Origin of the sequence: Microbacterium sp. B19(2022), from assembly GCF_012030385.1 — a bacterium.
GTDB lineage: Bacteria > Actinomycetota > Actinomycetes > Actinomycetales > Microbacteriaceae > Microbacterium > Microbacterium oxydans_B.
Genome location: NZ_JAAUVO010000017.1, coordinates 57,196 through 72,860, shown reverse-complemented (window position 1 = coordinate 72,860; position 15,665 = coordinate 57,196). Strand labels below are relative to the sequence as shown.

Here is a 15,665-nt window from a genome sequence, read left to right as displayed (position 1 = left end):
CCGGCCCTGCCGGTGCCTGAAAAAGAGGCACGAAGCACTTCGCGAAGACGCGGAGGCGAGACACATACGGATCCGCATTTCCTCCGTCCCTGTCTCGAAAGGCTTTCGCATGCCCACCGTCTCCGCGCACGTCGCCCTCACTCTCGCTCAGCACATCGACTCCGTGTTCGGCGTGATGGGCAACGGCAATGCCTACTTCCTCGACGCGATCGAAACGCAGACGGATGCCTCCTTCACCGCCGTCCGCCATGAGCAGGGCGCCGTGGTCGCCGCCGACGCCCACTTCCGCGCGTCCGGGCGCATCGCCGCGGGCACCTCGACGTACGGCGCCGGGTTCACCAACACGCTGACTGCCCTGGCCGAGGCCGTGCAGGCGCATGTCCCCCTCGTGCTCGTGGTCGGCGACGAGCCCACGTCCGGCCCGCGCCCGTGGGACGTCGACCAGATCGCGCTCGCCTCCGCCGTCGGCGCCCGCACCTATACGGTCGGCCGAGCGGATGCCGCCGCCACCACGATCATCGCCATCGAGCACGCCCTGACCTACCGCGTCCCGGTCGTCCTCGCCATCCCCTACGACGTCGCGGCGCTCGAAGCCGGCGAGGTTCCGGCGGCCCCGTCGCCGCGGGTGCCCGCTCCGCTCGCGCCGCGTGGGGAGTTCGCCGAGGGGATGCTCGACGAGATCGCTGATGCTCTGCGCACCGCCCAGCGCCCGTTCCTCCTCGCCGGCCGCGGCGCATGGCTCTCCGGCGCCAGCACGTCGCTGGGCGAGCTCGCCGCGGCGACCGGCGCGTTGACCGCGTCCTCGGCTCTCGGACGGGGTGTCTTCCCCGACACGCAGTACGACCTCGGCGTCACCGGCGGCTTCGGCGCGGACGGCGCGATGGAACTCGTGCGCACAGCCGATGTCGCCGTGGTGTTCGGCGCCTCCCTGAACCAGTTCACGATGCGGTTCGGCGAACTCTTCGCGCCGGGGACGCGGGTCTTCCAGATCGACATCGCCCCCGCCGCCACCCATGCCCACGTCGGCGGATTCGTACGCGCGGACGCCCGCCTGGCCGCCGAGGCTCTCGTGTCCCGGCTCGGTGGTTCCCTGTCGTCGAGCCCGTGGCGGGAGAGCGTCGACGTCGCGGCGGCCCGCATCTACGACGCCGGCGACGAACTCGCCACCGATGGACGCCTCGACCCGCGGTCGGCCGCGCGTCGCATCGCCGAGCTGCTTCCCGAGGACCGCATCGTGGTGTCCGATGGCGGCCACTTCATCGGCTGGGCGAACATGTACTGGCCGGTCGCCGCCCCCGACCGCATGATGATGATCGGCACGGCATTCCAGTCCATCGGGCAGGGCTGGCCGAGCGTCGTCGGGGCCGCTCTGGCCAGGCGCGAATCGACCGTCGTACTCACCTCCGGCGACGGCGGCGGACTGATGGCGATCGCCGACCTCGAATCTGCGGTCCGCGCGGCCGGTGGCCGGGGCATGGCCGTCGTCTGGAACGACGCGGCGTACGGCGCCGAGGTGAACCTGTATGGCCTCAAGGGCCTGGCCGAGGGACCCATGCGCATCCCCGAGGTGGACTTCGCCGCGTTCGGCGCCGCCGTCGGTGCCGAGGGCGTGGTGGTGCGCACGCTCGCCGACCTCGACCGCCTCGAGAGCTGGGCCGCCGAGGATGCCTCCACCCGCCGCTTCCTGCTCCTCGACCTGCGTATCTCCGGGGATGTCATCGCGCCCTACCAGCAGGAGATCATCCGCGTGAACTCCTGACGCGACTGGCAGACTCGGATGATGCCGGGTCTCCATCACGTCGAACTGTGGGTCGCCGACCTCGATGCCGTGCGCACCGAATGGCGCTGGATCCTCGATCGTCTGGGCTTCACGCTCGACAGCGAATGGTCCGACGGGGAATCCTGGGCTGCGGGCGGGACCTACCTCACCTTCACGACCTCGCCGAACCTGTCGGATGCCGCGCACGACCGCCGCCGCGCCGGGCTCAACCATCTGGCGTTCCACGGTGGCGACTCCGCTGCCGTGGATGCGCTCATGGCCGAGGCCCCGATGCACGGTTGGCTCCCTCTCTACGCCGAGCGCTACCCGCACGCCGGCGGCGAACAGCACTACGCGGGTTGGCTCGAGAACGCCGCAGGCTTCAAGGTCGAGGTGGTCGCCGACGTCGCGTCGACACGGACGCAGACGCCGGCGACCACCGCCGTCTAGCCCTGAGCTCCGTAGTCGGGCAGTTCCTGCAGCGTCCAGGTATTGCCGTCGGGGTCGTCGAAGGACACGAACCGCCCCCAGTCCAGGTCTTCCACACCTTGCGCCTCTACGCCGAGACCTCGCAGGTGCGCCAGCGCCTCATCGGCATCGGGCACCACGACCTGGATCGAGTTCTGCTGCCCCGGCTCCAGATCGTTCCCGAGGCCCGTGCCGAAGGCGATCGAGCAGGCCGAACCCGGTGGAGTCATCTGCACGAACCGCAGCCCCTCGACGGGGGTCTGGTCGTGGTCGGCGTGGAAGCCGATCTTCTCGTAGAAGGCCTTCGACCGGTCGACATCCGAGACCGGGACGAAGATGAGTTCGATCTTCCAATCCATCACGCACTCCTCCTGTCGGGCGCCGTCGCCCATCGGCGTCCACGGTACGCGCGGCCACCGACATCGCACCAGAGCGGTCGGTGACCGATACTGGTCGGGTGACGCGACGTCGAGAGCATGACCGGATGCCCCTGATTCTCGACGCCCTCTGCCTGGCACGTGACGACGCCCCCGTGCGTCGCCTGATCGATGCATTCGGCGGCGACCCCGTGGCGACCACGGAGCGCAGCATCGGCGAACCCGCCGTGCTCTCGCAGCATCTGCTGTTCGAGTCGGGCGGAGAGATCGTGCTGCACGACGACGCGGTCGTCGCCGTGATCCTGCATCTCACGCCGACGCCGTTCACTCCGCGTGGCCTCGACGCCGCGGAGTGGCTCCCGGGGGTCGACAACGATGCGACCTTCGCCGACTTCAAGGCGACGTTCGACGTCCCCTGGAGGTTCGCCGACGGGGACCGCTACTTCGTCCTCGAGGCAGCGTATCTGCGCCCGGAGTACGTGAAGCACGGGGGCCGTCGCGCCGGAGACCTGCAGCGCGTGGCCATCACCGTGGATGACCCGAAGGAGACGTGCCGTCCGGCCGACGAGGACTGCCCGGTGTGCCGCGAACTGATCGTGCGCACCGGCGACGGCTCCTTCGATGTGGACGGCACCGTCGACGCTCTCCTGGCGGGGGCCGAGGCGGGAGTACTCAGGGAGTCCAGCGGAGCCGTCAGCCTCGCCGATCTCCGGCTGCTCCAGGCCTCCGCCCTGATGGAGCGGGTCGAGAGCCAGGTCACGTGCACCGCGTGCGGCCGGGTCGCCTGCCTCACCCTGCATCGCGATTCCTCCCCGACCTTCGGGTACCACCCGCTGGATGCCGCGATGCGACGGCCCCTCGAAGCCATCCCTCCCGTCGAGGAGTGGGGCGACGCCGCGCGCATCGCCGAGGCGCGCGATGCGATGCGCTACGTCGATCACGAGCCCGGCTCGTGGTTCCTGGTCGAACAGCAGGGCGACCTGTACCTCGACTCCCGGTACACGATCACCTCGATGGCCGAGGACTCGTGCCTGATCCGCCTGGATGAGGCCGAGCGTCAGGAGTATCACGAAGCCGGCCGCGACAGCCTCACCGGACTCGCCCAGCGCATCGACCGCAGCGGCCCGCACCGCGAGGAGTCTCCCTTCCACCGGAGGAACCTCCGGCATCACCCGGACGGCGGAAGGGAGTACTCCGCCGAAGTCCGGGCCGCGATCGCCGGGCACACCTGGCTCGCCCGGCAGAAGCAGGCCGCGGCACAGCGAGCCCACACCGCATCCGCGTGACGGCTGAGCGTCAGATCCAGCCCTTGTCGAGGGCGATCCGCACGGCCTGCGCCCGGTTCGCCGCGCCCGTCTTCCCGATCGCCGCCGAGAGGTGGTTCCGCACGGTTCCGGCCGACAGGAACACCTCCGCCGCGATAGCCGCTGCCGACCGCCCGTCCGCGGCGAGGCGCAGCACCTGACGCTCCCGGTCGCTCAGCGGGTTGGCGCCGTCGAACAGGCTGTCGGCCGCGAGCGCCGGGTCCAGCACGCGCAATCCGGAGTGCACCCGGCGCACGGCTTCCGCCAGCTGCTCGGCGGGAGTGTCCTTCACGATGAACCCGCTGGCTCCGGCATCCAGCGCCGAGCGCAGGTAGCCGGGGCGCGCGAACGTGGTCACGACGAGGATGCGCGTGTCCGGACTCACCTCGCGGATGCGTCGCGTCGCCTCCACGCCGTCCATGCCGGGCATCTGGATGTCCATCAGACACACATCCGGCCGCAGCTCCTCAGTGAGCCGCAGCGCCTCCGCGCCGTCGGCTGCCATGCCGATCACGGTGAGGTCCGACTCCAGATCGAGCAGCGCACCCAGCGCCCCGCGCACCAGCGCCTGGTCATCTGCGATCAGCAGCCGGATGCCGCCGGCTTCCCCTGCTGTCGTCACCAGGTCACCTCCACCCGGGTCCCTGAGCCCTCGGCTTCACGCGCCGCGGTGATATGGAAACCCGCACCCGCCTCCGCCGCGCGTTCGCGCATGCCGCGGATCCCGTTGCCCGCGCCATCACCTGCGCCCTCCGCCAGGCCGATCCCGTCGTCTTCGACCACCAGCCGCCCCGGCGCCAACAGCACTCGCACGGTGCGCGCCTCGGAATGGCGCAGTACGTTGGTCGTCGCCTCGCGCAGGATCCAGCTCGCGGTGATCGCCTGCACCGGAGACAGGGCCGCCGGCTCCCCGTCGACGCGCAGGTCGATGTCCGCCGCACGGAGAGAGTCCCGCGACGAGGCGAGCTGCTCGACGAGCGTCGTCGCCCGTGCACCGGCCACCGACGACCGCACCCCCGCGATCGCCTCCGCGGTCAGTCGTTCGATATCGGCGAGCTCGGCCTTGGCCCGCTCCGGATCGGAGTCCATGAGCCGGCGCACGAGCTGCGCCTTGAGACCGACGACCGTCAGCGAGTGGCCGATCAGGTCGTGCACGTCGCGGGCGACGGCTTCGCGACCCTCACTCGTGGCCAGCTCGAGCCCGAGCTGTTCGGCCTCAGCGGAGCGGATGATGAGCCAGGTCGACACCGTGTTCACCACGCCGAGCAGCCCGATGATCGCCAGCACCGAGAGGTAGCTGAGGCCTCCGGGAAGGAGGAACACACACAGAGCCGCGACGATCACGGCTGCGGCTGTCGTGATCCAGTGCCACACGCGCGTCAGCCCGTACGAGGCGAACGACATGATGAACGGCAGGAAGCTGAGCGCCGATCCGCCCTCGGCCGGCACCGAGACCAGCACGCAGACGATGAGGACCACGAACGTGGCCCACTGTCGTGTCGACGGCGGCCTCCCCAGTCCTCCACCGCCCCGCATGCCGTGCATGAAACCGGTCACGTACAGCACGACGAAGACGACCAGTGCGATCCAGCCGACGACGATCCACGCGAGCGGCGCCTCGGAACGCAGCAGTGCGATCACCGGGTACACGAGGAAGACCAGCCAGATCACGGCCATCAGCCAGCCGAACCGCGCCCAGGGATCCTTTCCCACCGGCCCACGCGGGGCCCGCGCTCCCGGAGCCGACCACGCGGCCGGCGGTGCTCCCAGGGCGGCGAACCGCCGGGCCTCCTCGGATGCTTCCGAGGAGGCCCGCTTCGAGTGCTGCGTCATCCGTCCAACCTACTGTCGTCGCCCGATCCGGCCGGCGTCTTACTGCCGCGCCCGGGAGCGCTTCATGCCCAGGGTGACCAGCAGCACGAACAGTGCGAGCCACACGGCGACGTTGAGGAACAGCATCCACAGCTCATCCGTCTGCCCGGTGGTGAGGGTGCCGTCGGTCAACGGCCAGCGGCTCAGGGCGACGAAGCCGTAGAGAGGGGTGAACCGGGCGATGTCGAGCATCACCCCGTCGAGGGGCATGAAGACGTTGCCGAAGAACGCGAAGAACGTCATCGAGATCGAGGCGAGCGCCGCGGCCGAGTCGGAGCTGAAGAACAGGCCGACACCGAGCCCGAACAGTCCGTACATCAGGCCGATGCCGAGGATGATGCCCGCGGTCGCCACCCAGCGCCAGCCGTCCTCTACCTCCGCGCCGGTCATCATGCCTGCGGCGAAGACCGCCACCAGTGCCAGCGCCGCGAAGGCGACGGAGGTGAGCAGTTTCGTCAGCGCATAGCCCGCGGTCGTCAGCGGCGTCATGGCGAGTTGGCGCCCCCAGCCCTGCTTCGCCTCGGTCGCGGCGAGCGAGGTCAGAGAGCTCATCGCGACCGCCGTGCCGTACGCGGCCATCGAGGTCATCACGTAGAACGAGACGTTGCCGTGCCCGGCCGAGAGCGAGCCGAAGCCCATCCCGGCTCCGAACAGCAGGTACATCGCTACCGGCATCGCCAGGGTGAACGCGAGCGTGTAAGGGTTGCGCAGCTGGCGGACGCCTTCGATGCGCAGCATGGTGGGTGAGACGAGCATGTCAGTTCTCCGTCAGAGCCGTGAAGGCGGTTTCGAGGGTGGGTGCGGCGATCTCCAGGTCGTGAGCGCCGTGTTCGAGCAGGATGCGGGCGGCGGCGTCGGAGTCCGCGGCCCGCAGGCTGAGACGATCTCCGTCGAGCCGCACGTCGACCACGCCTTCTGTCGCGCTCAGCGTCGCGACGAGCGCCGCTCCGTCCTCTCCGACCGTCGCGGATACGCTCCGCTCCCCGAGGCTCGCTCGCAGCAGCGCGGTGGGCGCATCCGCGACGACGGCGCCGCGGTGCATCACCACGGTCCGACGGGCGAACTGCTCCGCCTCCTCCAGGTAGTGCGTGGCGAAGATGATCGTGCGTCCGGCATCCGCATCGGCCCGCATCACGTCCCAGAAGTGCCGCCGGGCCGTGACGTCCATGCCGGCCGTGGGCTCGTCGAGCACGAGGATGTCGGGGTCGGACACCATCGCGAGCGCGAACTTCACCCGCTGCTGTTCTCCCCCCGAGCACTTGGCAACGCGGCGGCGGGCGAGGTGTTCGAGGTCGGCACGGGCCATGACCTCGGGCACCCGGGCGGCCGCTTCCGCTCCGTACAGCGAGGCGATGAGGCGCACGGTCTCGCCCACGGTCAGGTCGCCCAGCAGGCCGCCGGTCTGCAGCACCGCGCCGATCGCTCCGCTCGAGGTCGCCTGCTCGGGTGTGACGCCGAGCACCCGGACGCTGCCGCTGCTGGGCTGAGTGAGCCCGAGGAGCATGTCGAGAGTCGTCGTCTTGCCCGCACCGTTCGGGCCGAGCAGCGCGACGACCTCGCCGCGGCGGATCGACAGGTCGACCCCGCCGACGGCCTGCACACGGCGGTCGCCCGAGCCGAAGTGGCGCGTGACGCCCTTCAGTTCGAGGACGACCGGATCATGGTTCGGGGCTTCGGATGCCGGACGCGCGGTGACCCGCGTCGCCGACCCGTCCACGGAGGAGTTGTTCATGCCTCCAGCCTCGCGGGATGAGCATCACGACGCCGGAGGGAGGTGTCATCTCCTCGGCATGACACGTGTCATGCCGAGGAGATTCAGCGCGCCGGGAGCAGTGCCCCGTCGAGGAAGCCTGCGAGCTCGTCCACCGCATCCAGCGGCAGGACGGCGGCGACGTACTGGTCGGGTCGCACGACGACCACCACGCCGTCACGTGAGAGCTCACGTGCCGCGAAGATGTCGGTCTCGCACCACTTGCTGGGGCCCGCCGCATAGACCTTCTCCCAGTCGGTGAGGCCGAGCGGACCCGTCTTCGGCTGGAACAGGGCCGGCGCCGAGGTGACCTCCACCTCCTCGAAGGGCTGCTGGTACACGGCCTTCACATCGAACACGGCGTCGACGTCGGCATCCGCGGGAGTGAAGCGCGCGAACAACGGAGCGGCCTCCGCTGCCCAGGCGGCGAGCGCCTCGCCGGTGCGGTCGCCGAAGGCGTAGACGCGCCAGCGGCCGTCCGCCTTCGCGTGGTGTCCGAGGTGGGTGACGTTACCGTCGCCCACGCGCATGACCTCGGCCGACTTGAAGCGCTTGCCGAGGGGGTAGCCGACGGCGAGCGCCTGGTGGGCGTCGGCGCCGGTGATCATCGACGAGGTGTACTGCGTCATGAAGCCCGACGGGAACTCGGCCGTCGCGAGGTAGTAGGTCGCGAGGTCGCCGGGGTCGGAGATCTCCTCGGGCTTGCGCGCCATCAGGCTCGACCACTCGCGGTCGAAGTCGATGAGCTGCTGCGCCACCGGACGCCGCTCGGCGCCATACGTCGCCAGCAGCGCCTCCGGAGCGCGGCCGGTGAGCACCGAGCCGAGCTTCCAGCCGAGGTTGAAGCCGTCCTGCATCGAGACGTTCATGCCCTGACCGGCCTTGGCGCTGTGCGTGTGGCAGGCGTCGCCGGTGAGGAAGACGCGCGGCGTGCGTCCCGACTCGTCGATCACGTCGTCGAACCCGTCGGTGACGCGGTGGCCGACCTCGTAGACGCTGTGCCAGGCGACCTCACGCACATCGAGGGTGTAGGGGTGGAGGATCTCGTTGGCGCGGCGGATGATCTCCTCGATCGGCGTCTGCCGCACCCGGTGGTCGTCGTCCGCGGCGACCTCGCCCAGGTCGATGTACATGCGGGAGAGGTAGCCGCCCTCCCGCGGGATGTGCAGGATATTGCCCGCTTCGGAGTTGATGGCGCACTTGGTCCGCCAGTCCGGGAAGTCGGTGTTGACGAGCACGTCCATCACGCCCCACGCGTGCGCGGCGGAGGCGCCGACATGCGTGCGCCCGATCGCCTGTCGCACGCCGCTGCGAGCGCCGTCGCACCCGGCGACGAACTTGGCGCGGATCGTCCGCTCCTCCCCTGCGCGCTCGCCTGCGACGTAGCGGATGCGCACCTCGACCGGGTACTCACCCTCCTCGTGCACGGTGAGCCCCACGAACTCGACCCCGTAGTCGGGGGCGATGCGGCCGGGGCCGTTCGCGGCCGCCTCGGCGAAGTAGTCCAGCACGCGCGCCTGATTGACGATCAGGTGCGGGAACTCGCAGATGTCGTAGGCGTAGTCGGCGGTGCGCGAGGTGCGGACGATCTCGTCGCGCTTGTCGGGGTTCGGGCCCCAGAAGTTCATCCAGCCGATGTTGTAGGCCTCGGCGATGATCCGCTCGGCGAATCCGAAGGCCTGGAAGGTCTCGACGCTGCGCGGCTGGATCCCGTCGGCCTGTCCCAACGGGAGGCGGCCGTCGCGCTTCTCGATGATGCGGGTGGAGATGCCGGGGTACTGCGACATCTGGGCGGCGAGGAGCATCCCGGCCGGCCCGGAACCGACGATCAGCACGTCGAGCTCATCGGGGAGGTCGGTCGGCCGGTCGAGCCCGACGCCGGCGGCGTCCTGTACGCGGGGGTCTGCGGAGACGTAGCCGTGGTGGTGGAACTGCATCGTCGTCGATTCCTTCCGGACTTCTTCGTCGGTCCTGCGCTACGGGTCTTGCGCTCAGGGGTGATGTGTTCTATATTCGAACACACTGTTCTACTATTGAACACAGCCTAAACCGCTGTGCCGGTGATCGCAAGGGAGCGCACGCATGCCCGAGACCCCGAGCGCCTCCCCCGCCTCGCAGACGCTGAGTCGCGGCATCCGCATCCTCGAAGTCCTCGCTGACGCCCGTGGCCCCCTCACGATCGATGAGATCGCGACCCGTCTCGGCGTGCACCGCTCGATCGCGTATCGCCTGCTGCGCACTCTCGAGGATCACGGACTCGTCACGCGGGATGCGGCGGGGGCGGTGAGCCTCGGCGCCCGCATGGCGGCACTCGCGGCCGGCGTCGCGCACGATCTGCAGGCCGAGGCGCTCCCCGAGCTCACCGCGATCGCCAACGAGCTCGGGATGACGTGCTTCCTCGCCGTGCTCGACGGAGCCGAGTGCATCACGCTGGCCAGCGTCGAACCGCGGCACGCCGTCGCGAGCGTCGCCCAGCGCCCCGGCGCCCGGCATCCGATCACCGTGGGCGCCCCGGGTAAAGCGATCCTCGCCCAGCTGCCGAGCGCCGAATGGCCCGCCGAAGCTCCCGCGTCACTGCCCGCCGACGTGGAGGCCACCAGAATCCGCGGCTATGCCACCAGTCACGACGAGGTCATCCCCACGGTGCAGTCCGTGGCCGTGCCGCTGGTCCTGCGGAGTCAGCGCCTGGCCGCGATCGCCGTGGTGCATGTGGCGACGGATCTCGACGACGCCCAGATCGCCGCGCGACTGCACCGCTCGGCCGCCGTCATCCGCGAGGCGCTCGACGGCTGATCGCCCCGTCGCGGCGGGGGCGGAACGACGAGAGCGTGCGCCCACTCGGGACGCACGCTCTCGATCGGATGCCGCGAGCAGCCGGCTCAGGCCTTCACGAGTCCGTAGATCGGGCTGACGGACTGCTCTTCCTCGTGATCCGGCCCGAGCGGGATGCCGGAGCGGTCGCGCAGCAGGAGCGTGGCGACCAGGCCGATCAGCGTCATCCCGGCGAGGTACCAGGTGACGGCGTCGGTCGAGCCCGTGGCGCTCACGATGGCCGTGGCGATGGTCGGCGCGAAGGCCCCACCCGCGATGGCACCGATCGCATACGAGATGGAGACACCCGAGAACCGGATGCTGGCGGGGAACAGCTCCGCGTAGAGCGCCGCCTGCGGACCGTAGGTGAAACCGAGGCCGATCGTCAGGATCGCGAGACCCGCGAACAGCAGGCCGATCTCACCGGTGTTCACGAGCGGGAACAGCGTGAACACGCCGACCAGCTGCAGCACCCAGCCGATGACGTACGTCGTGCGGCGCCCGATGCGGTCGGACAGCCAGCCGGCCAGGAGTGTCGTGAGCAGCCATGTCACCGCGGAGCCTGCGACAGCCCAGAGCACCGGACCGCGCTCGAGGCCGATCGACCCCTCCGGGTTCGTGGCGTAGCCCTGGATGTACCCGCCCGTGGTCATGTAGCCGACCGCGTTGTTGCCGGCGAACACGAGCGCGGCGATGATCACGAGCAGCAGGTGCTTGCGGAACAGCTGCGCGATCGGCATCCGCGCCTTCTCCTTGCGCGCGGCGAGCTCGGTGAAGACCGGGCTCTCCTCGACCTTGCGGCGTACGTAGTAGCCGACGAGGATCAGCACCACGCTGAGGAGGAACGGCACGCGCCACCCCCAGATCGCGAACTGGTCGCCGGGGGCGATCACGGTCATCAACGCCATCACACCGGAGGCGAGCAGCAGGCCGAGGGGAACGCCGATCTGCGGCGAAGCCCCGAAGATGCCACGCTTCTTGCGCGGTGCGTGCTCGACGGCCATCAGCACGGCGCCGCCCCACTCGCCACCGGCCGAGATGCCCTGGATGATGCGCAGGAGCACCAGCAGGATCGGCGCCATGATGCCGATCGTCTCGTATGTCGGGAGCAGGCCGATGAGGGCGGTCGCCGCACCCATCAGGATCAGCGTCCACATGAGCACGGTCTTGCGTCCGAGCTTGTCGCCGTAGTGTCCGGCGAGGAACGCGCCGAGCGGCCGGAAGAGGAAGCTCACGCCGACGGTGGCGAAGGCGATGAGCGCACTGTCCGCGCCGAGCGGCTCGAAGAACAGCTGGCCGAACACGAGTCCGACCGCCGTCGCGTAGATGAAGAAGTCGTACCACTCGACGGTGGTGCCGACGACCGTGGCGAAGACGACGCGGCGCCGATCGGCCGCTGTCGCGATGGTTCCGGTGGGTGTGAACCCATCCTGTGACTGCCCGCTCATGGGGTGTCTCCTTTGGTTGTGACCGCATTGTCACGGCGTGCAGCGGATGCGGATCCGGAGTGCTTGCCGAGGGGTGAACCGATGATATATGATTTCGAATACGACGCACAAGGCGTCCTGCACGACCACGCAGACGAGCGCGAGGAGGCGCCCCGTGACGGATACCATCGACCGCCCCGGCAAGATCATCGCGATTCATTTGAGCTATGCCTCCCGCGCCGATCAGCGCGGCCGGCGTCCCGCCGCCCCCTCCTATTTCTTCAAGCCGGCCAGTTCCGTCGGTGTCTCCGGCGGCTCGGTCGAGCGCCCGGCCGGCACCGAGTTGCTGGCCTTCGAGGGTGAGATCGCCCTCGTCATCGGCACCGCCGCCCGGCGCGTCTCCCTCGACGACGCCTGGTCCCACGTGGGGTGGGTCACCGCGTCGAACGATCTCGGACTGTACGACCTGCGCGCGAACGACAAGGGCTCGAACGTCCGGTCCAAGGGCGGCGACGGCTACACCCCTCTCGGCCCCGACCTGATCGATGCCCGCACCGTCGACCCCACCGCCCTTCGCGTGCGCTCCTGGGTCAACGGCGAACTCCGCCAGGACGACACCACTGCAGGGCTCATCTTCCCGCTCGCGCAACTCGTCGCCGACCTCTCCCAGCACTTCACGCTCGAGCCGGGCGACGTCATCCTCACGGGCACCCCCGCGGGATCCTCGGTCATCGTCCCCGGCGACGTCGTCGAGGTCGAGGTGGATGCTCCCGATGCTCCCGGCGCACCGACCTCCGGCCGCCTGGTCACCACCGTGACCCAGGGCGACGTCCCGTTCGACGGCGACCTCGGGTCGCTCCCCGCCGTCGACGATCTGCAGCGCGCCGAGGCGTGGGGCTCGGCCGAGGCCGCCGGGCTCGCGCCCCCCACCGGTGAGGGGTCGCAGGATGCCGAGCGCACCCCTGCCGACGCGGCGATTCCTGACCCCTCACGCCTCTCCCCCGAGCTGCGCGCCCAGCTGCTCGAGGCTCCGACAGCGGGGCTCTCGGCCCAGCTCCGCAAGCGCGGACACCACTCCTGCTTCATCGACGGGGTGTCGGTGAACATCCCCGGCAGCAAGATCGTCGGCACCGCGAAGACCCTGCGGTTCGTGCCGTTCCGCGAAGACCTGTTCAAAGCCCACGGCGGCGGGTACAACGCCCAGAAGCGGGCGTTCGACGCTGTGGATGACGGCGAGATCATCGTGATCGAGGCCCGCGGCGATGCCACCACCGGCACCCTGGGCGACATCCTCGCCCTGCGTGCGAAGACCCGCGGCGCTGCCGGCGTCGTTACCGATGGCGGGGTCCGCGACTTCGACGCGGTCGCTGAGATCGGACTCCCCGTGTTCTCGCAGGGCGCGCACCCGTCGGTCCTCGGCCGCAAGCACGTGCCGTGGGACGTGGATGTCACCATCTCCTGCGGGGGCGCGACCGTGCAGCCGGGCGACATCATCGTCGGCGACAGCGACGGCGTGATCGTCATCCCGCCGGCCCTGGCAGCCGAGGTCGCGGCGGACGCGGTCGCGCAGGAGGTCGAAGACGCGTGGATCGCCGAACAGGTCGCCGCCGGCCACCCGGTAGACGGCCTGTTCCCGCTCAACGCCGAGTGGCGCGCCCGCTACGAGGAGGCCACGGCCCACCGGAGCTCCCGATGACGATGACGACGGCCAGCAAGTCCGAGGTCGCGTACGAGTGGATCCGCTCGCGCATCACGGGACACATGTTCAGCCCCGGCTACCGGTTGGTGCTGGGCTCGATCGCCGAAGACCTCAAGATGAGCGTCGTCCCTGTGCGCGAGGCGATCCGCCGCCTCGAAGCCGAAGGTCTCGTCACCTTCGAGCGCAACGTGGGCGCGCGGGTGACACTCGTCGACGAGAGCGAGTACGCCCACACGATGCAGACGCTCGGCCTGGTCGAGGGGTGCGCCACCGCGCTCTCCGCTCCCCTGCTCGACGAGGCCGCCCTCGACGAGGCCGCCCGCATCAACGAGCGCATGGCGCAGATGCTCGATCACCTCGACGCCCACGCGTTCACCGAACTCAACCGCCAGTTCCACTCGGTGCTGTTCGAGCCGTGCCCCAACCCCCATCTGCTCGACCTCGTGCACCGCGGCTGGTCGCGGCTCTCCGGCATCCGCGACACGACCTTCGCGTCGGTCCCCGGGCGCGCCAGGCACTCGGTCGAGGAGCACACCCAGATCCTCGAGCTCATCCGCGCGGGCGCCGACCCGCTCGAAATCGAACTCGCTGCCCGCAACCACCGCTGGCGCACGATGGACGCGTTCCTCGACGCCCTGCACACCCGTTCCGCCCCGACGACCGGAGAAGACTCATGACCGATTCGCGCATCCCCGCAGACCTCCCCGACCACATCCAGCACTACATCGACGGCGCATTCGTCGATTCCGTCGACGGCGACACCTTCGACGTGCTCGACCCGGTCACCAACCAGACCTACACGACGGCCGCCGCCGGCAAGAAGGCCGATATCGAGCTCGCCGTCGCCGCCGCCAAGCGTGCATTCGACGAGGGCCCCTGGCCCCGGATGCTCCCGCGCGAGCGCTCGCGGGTGCTGCACAAGATCGCCGACCTGGTCGAGTCCCGCGACGCGCGCCTCGCCGAGCTCGAGTCATACGACTCCGGTCTTCCGATCACGCAGGCGCTGGGCCAGGCCCGCCGCGCCGCCGAGAACTTCCGCTTCTTCGCCGATCTGATCGTCGCGCAGTCCGACGACGCCTTCAAAGTGCCCGGGCGCCAGATGAACTACGTCAACCGCAAGCCGATCGGCGTCGCCGGCCTCATCACCCCGTGGAACACCCCCTTCATGCTCGAGTCGTGGAAGCTCGGCCCCGCGCTGGCGACCGGCAACACGGTCGTGCTCAAGCCCGCCGAGTTCACTCCGCTGTCGGCCTCCCTCTGGGCCGGCATCTTCGAGGAGGCAGGCCTCCCCCAGGGTGTCTTCAACCTCGTGAACGGCCTCGGCGAAGACGCGGGCGACGCGCTCGTGAAGCACCCCGAGGTGCCGCTCATCTCGTTCACGGGCGAGAGCTCGACCGGTCAGCTGATCTTCGGCAACGCCGCGCCCTTCCTCAAGGGCCTGTCGATGGAGCTCGGCGGTAAGTCCCCCGCCGTCGTCTTCGCCGATGCCGACCTCGAGGCCGCGGTCGACGCCACGATCTTCGGCGTCTTCTCCCTCAACGGCGAGCGCTGCACGGCCGGATCCCGCATCCTCGTCGAGCGTTCCATCTACGAGGAGTTCGTCGAGCGCTACGCCGCACAGGCGAAGCGCGTCAAGGTCGGCTACCCGCACGACCCGGCCACCGAGGTCGGCGCGCTCGTGCACCCCGAGCACTACGAGAAGGTGATGAGCTACGTCGAGATCGGCAAGACCGAGGGGCGTCTGGTCGCCGGCGGTGGTCGCCCCGAGGGCTTCGACGAGGGCAACTTCGTCGCGCCGACCGTGTTCGCCGACGTCTCCCCCGACGCCCGGATCTTCCAGGAGGAGATCTTCGGCCCGGTCGTCGCGATCACGCCGTTCGACTCCGACGAGGAGGCGCTGTCCCTCGCGAACAACACCAAGTACGGGCTCGCGGCCTACATCTGGACCAACGACCTGAAGCGCGCACACAACTTCGCGCAGTCGGTCGAGGCGGGCATGGTGTGGCTGAACAGCAACAACGTGCGCGACCTCCGCACCCCGTTCGGCGGCGTGAAGGCCTCGGGCCTCGGTCACGAGGGCGGCTACCGCTCGATCGACTTCTACACCGACCAGCAGAGCGTGCACATCACGCTCGGCGGTGCCCACAACCCGACCTTCGGCAAGAACTGAAACCCGTCTGCCCGATCACGCAAGGACG

14 protein-coding genes are annotated in these 15,665 nt (G+C 69.8%); 7 read left to right on the top strand and 7 right to left on the bottom strand.

Annotated elements, in window-relative coordinates; genetic code table 11:
• The first annotated feature begins 109 nt into the window (after positions 1-109).
• Complete coding sequence (locus HCX50_RS15170; protein WP_167634933.1) at positions 110-1,759, top strand: thiamine pyrophosphate-binding protein; 1,650 nt, start codon at positions 110-112, stop codon at positions 1,757-1,759.
• A gap of 21 nt (positions 1,760-1,780) precedes the next feature.
• A complete protein-coding gene (locus tag HCX50_RS15165) occupies positions 1,781-2,209 on the top strand; it encodes a VOC family protein (protein WP_167634932.1) in 429 nt (142 codons plus the stop codon).
• Here the strand turns inward: HCX50_RS15165 and HCX50_RS15160 are convergent.
• Positions 2,206-2,586, bottom strand: coding sequence for a VOC family protein (locus tag HCX50_RS15160; protein ID WP_091034652.1), 381 nt, complete (start codon positions 2,584-2,586; stop codon positions 2,206-2,208). The two genes, HCX50_RS15165 and HCX50_RS15160, sit on opposite strands and share 4 nt — an antisense overlap.
• Positions 2,587-2,711: 125 nt before the next feature.
• Between HCX50_RS15160 and HCX50_RS15155 the strand changes: the two genes are divergently transcribed.
• Entirely contained in the window at positions 2,712-3,890 is a 1,179-nt protein-coding gene (locus tag HCX50_RS15155; protein WP_167634931.1) for a hypothetical protein, read from the top strand.
• Between the two features lie 10 nt (positions 3,891-3,900).
• Here HCX50_RS15155 and HCX50_RS15150 read toward each other — a convergent pair whose 3' ends face one another.
• The 5 genes from HCX50_RS15150 to HCX50_RS15130 form a co-directional block, all read right to left on the bottom strand.
• Positions 3,901-4,530 (bottom strand): response regulator transcription factor, encoded by a 630-nt coding sequence (locus HCX50_RS15150; RefSeq protein WP_337749844.1) that lies wholly within the window; start codon positions 4,528-4,530, stop codon positions 3,901-3,903.
• Entirely contained in the window at positions 4,527-5,741 is a 1,215-nt protein-coding gene (locus HCX50_RS15145; RefSeq protein ID WP_091034659.1) for a sensor histidine kinase, read from the bottom strand. The genes HCX50_RS15150 and HCX50_RS15145 overlap by 4 nt, the downstream gene beginning before the upstream one ends.
• Before the next feature lie 39 nt (positions 5,742-5,780).
• On the bottom strand, positions 5,781-6,536 hold the full coding sequence (locus HCX50_RS15140; RefSeq protein WP_091034661.1) for an ABC transporter permease: 756 nt from the start codon (positions 6,534-6,536) through the stop codon (positions 5,781-5,783).
• A 1-nt stretch (position 6,537) separates the two neighbouring features.
• Positions 6,538-7,512 (bottom strand): ABC transporter ATP-binding protein, encoded by a 975-nt coding sequence (locus tag HCX50_RS15135; RefSeq protein WP_091034664.1) that lies wholly within the window; start codon positions 7,510-7,512, stop codon positions 6,538-6,540.
• An 83-nt stretch (positions 7,513-7,595) separates the two neighbouring features.
• Positions 7,596-9,467, bottom strand: a complete 1,872-nt coding sequence (locus tag HCX50_RS15130; protein ID WP_091034666.1) for an FAD-dependent monooxygenase — start codon at positions 9,465-9,467, stop codon at positions 7,596-7,598.
• A gap of 145 nt (positions 9,468-9,612) precedes the next feature.
• Between HCX50_RS15130 and HCX50_RS15125 the strand changes: the two genes are divergently transcribed.
• Positions 9,613-10,323, top strand: coding sequence for an IclR family transcriptional regulator (locus HCX50_RS15125; protein ID WP_091034669.1), 711 nt, complete (start codon positions 9,613-9,615; stop codon positions 10,321-10,323).
• An 86-nt stretch (positions 10,324-10,409) separates the two neighbouring features.
• Here HCX50_RS15125 and HCX50_RS15120 read toward each other — a convergent pair whose 3' ends face one another.
• Entirely contained in the window at positions 10,410-11,789 is a 1,380-nt protein-coding gene (locus tag HCX50_RS15120; RefSeq protein WP_091034670.1) for an MFS transporter, read from the bottom strand.
• 154 nt (positions 11,790-11,943) lie between these two features.
• Between HCX50_RS15120 and HCX50_RS15115 the strand changes: the two genes are divergently transcribed.
• From HCX50_RS15115 to hpaE, 3 genes are read left to right on the top strand one after another with little or no spacing between them, the layout of a single operon-like run.
• On the top strand, positions 11,944-13,464 hold the full coding sequence (locus HCX50_RS15115; RefSeq protein WP_091034672.1) for a fumarylacetoacetate hydrolase family protein: 1,521 nt from the start codon (positions 11,944-11,946) through the stop codon (positions 13,462-13,464).
• On the top strand, positions 13,461-14,144 hold the full coding sequence (locus tag HCX50_RS15110; RefSeq protein ID WP_205829273.1) for a GntR family transcriptional regulator: 684 nt from the start codon (positions 13,461-13,463) through the stop codon (positions 14,142-14,144). The genes HCX50_RS15115 and HCX50_RS15110 overlap by 4 nt, the downstream gene beginning before the upstream one ends.
• Positions 14,141-15,637, top strand: a complete 1,497-nt coding sequence (hpaE, locus tag HCX50_RS15105; protein ID WP_091034674.1) for a 5-carboxymethyl-2-hydroxymuconate semialdehyde dehydrogenase — start codon at positions 14,141-14,143, stop codon at positions 15,635-15,637. The genes HCX50_RS15110 and hpaE overlap by 4 nt, the downstream gene beginning before the upstream one ends.
• Positions 15,638-15,665: the final 28 nt, after the last annotated feature.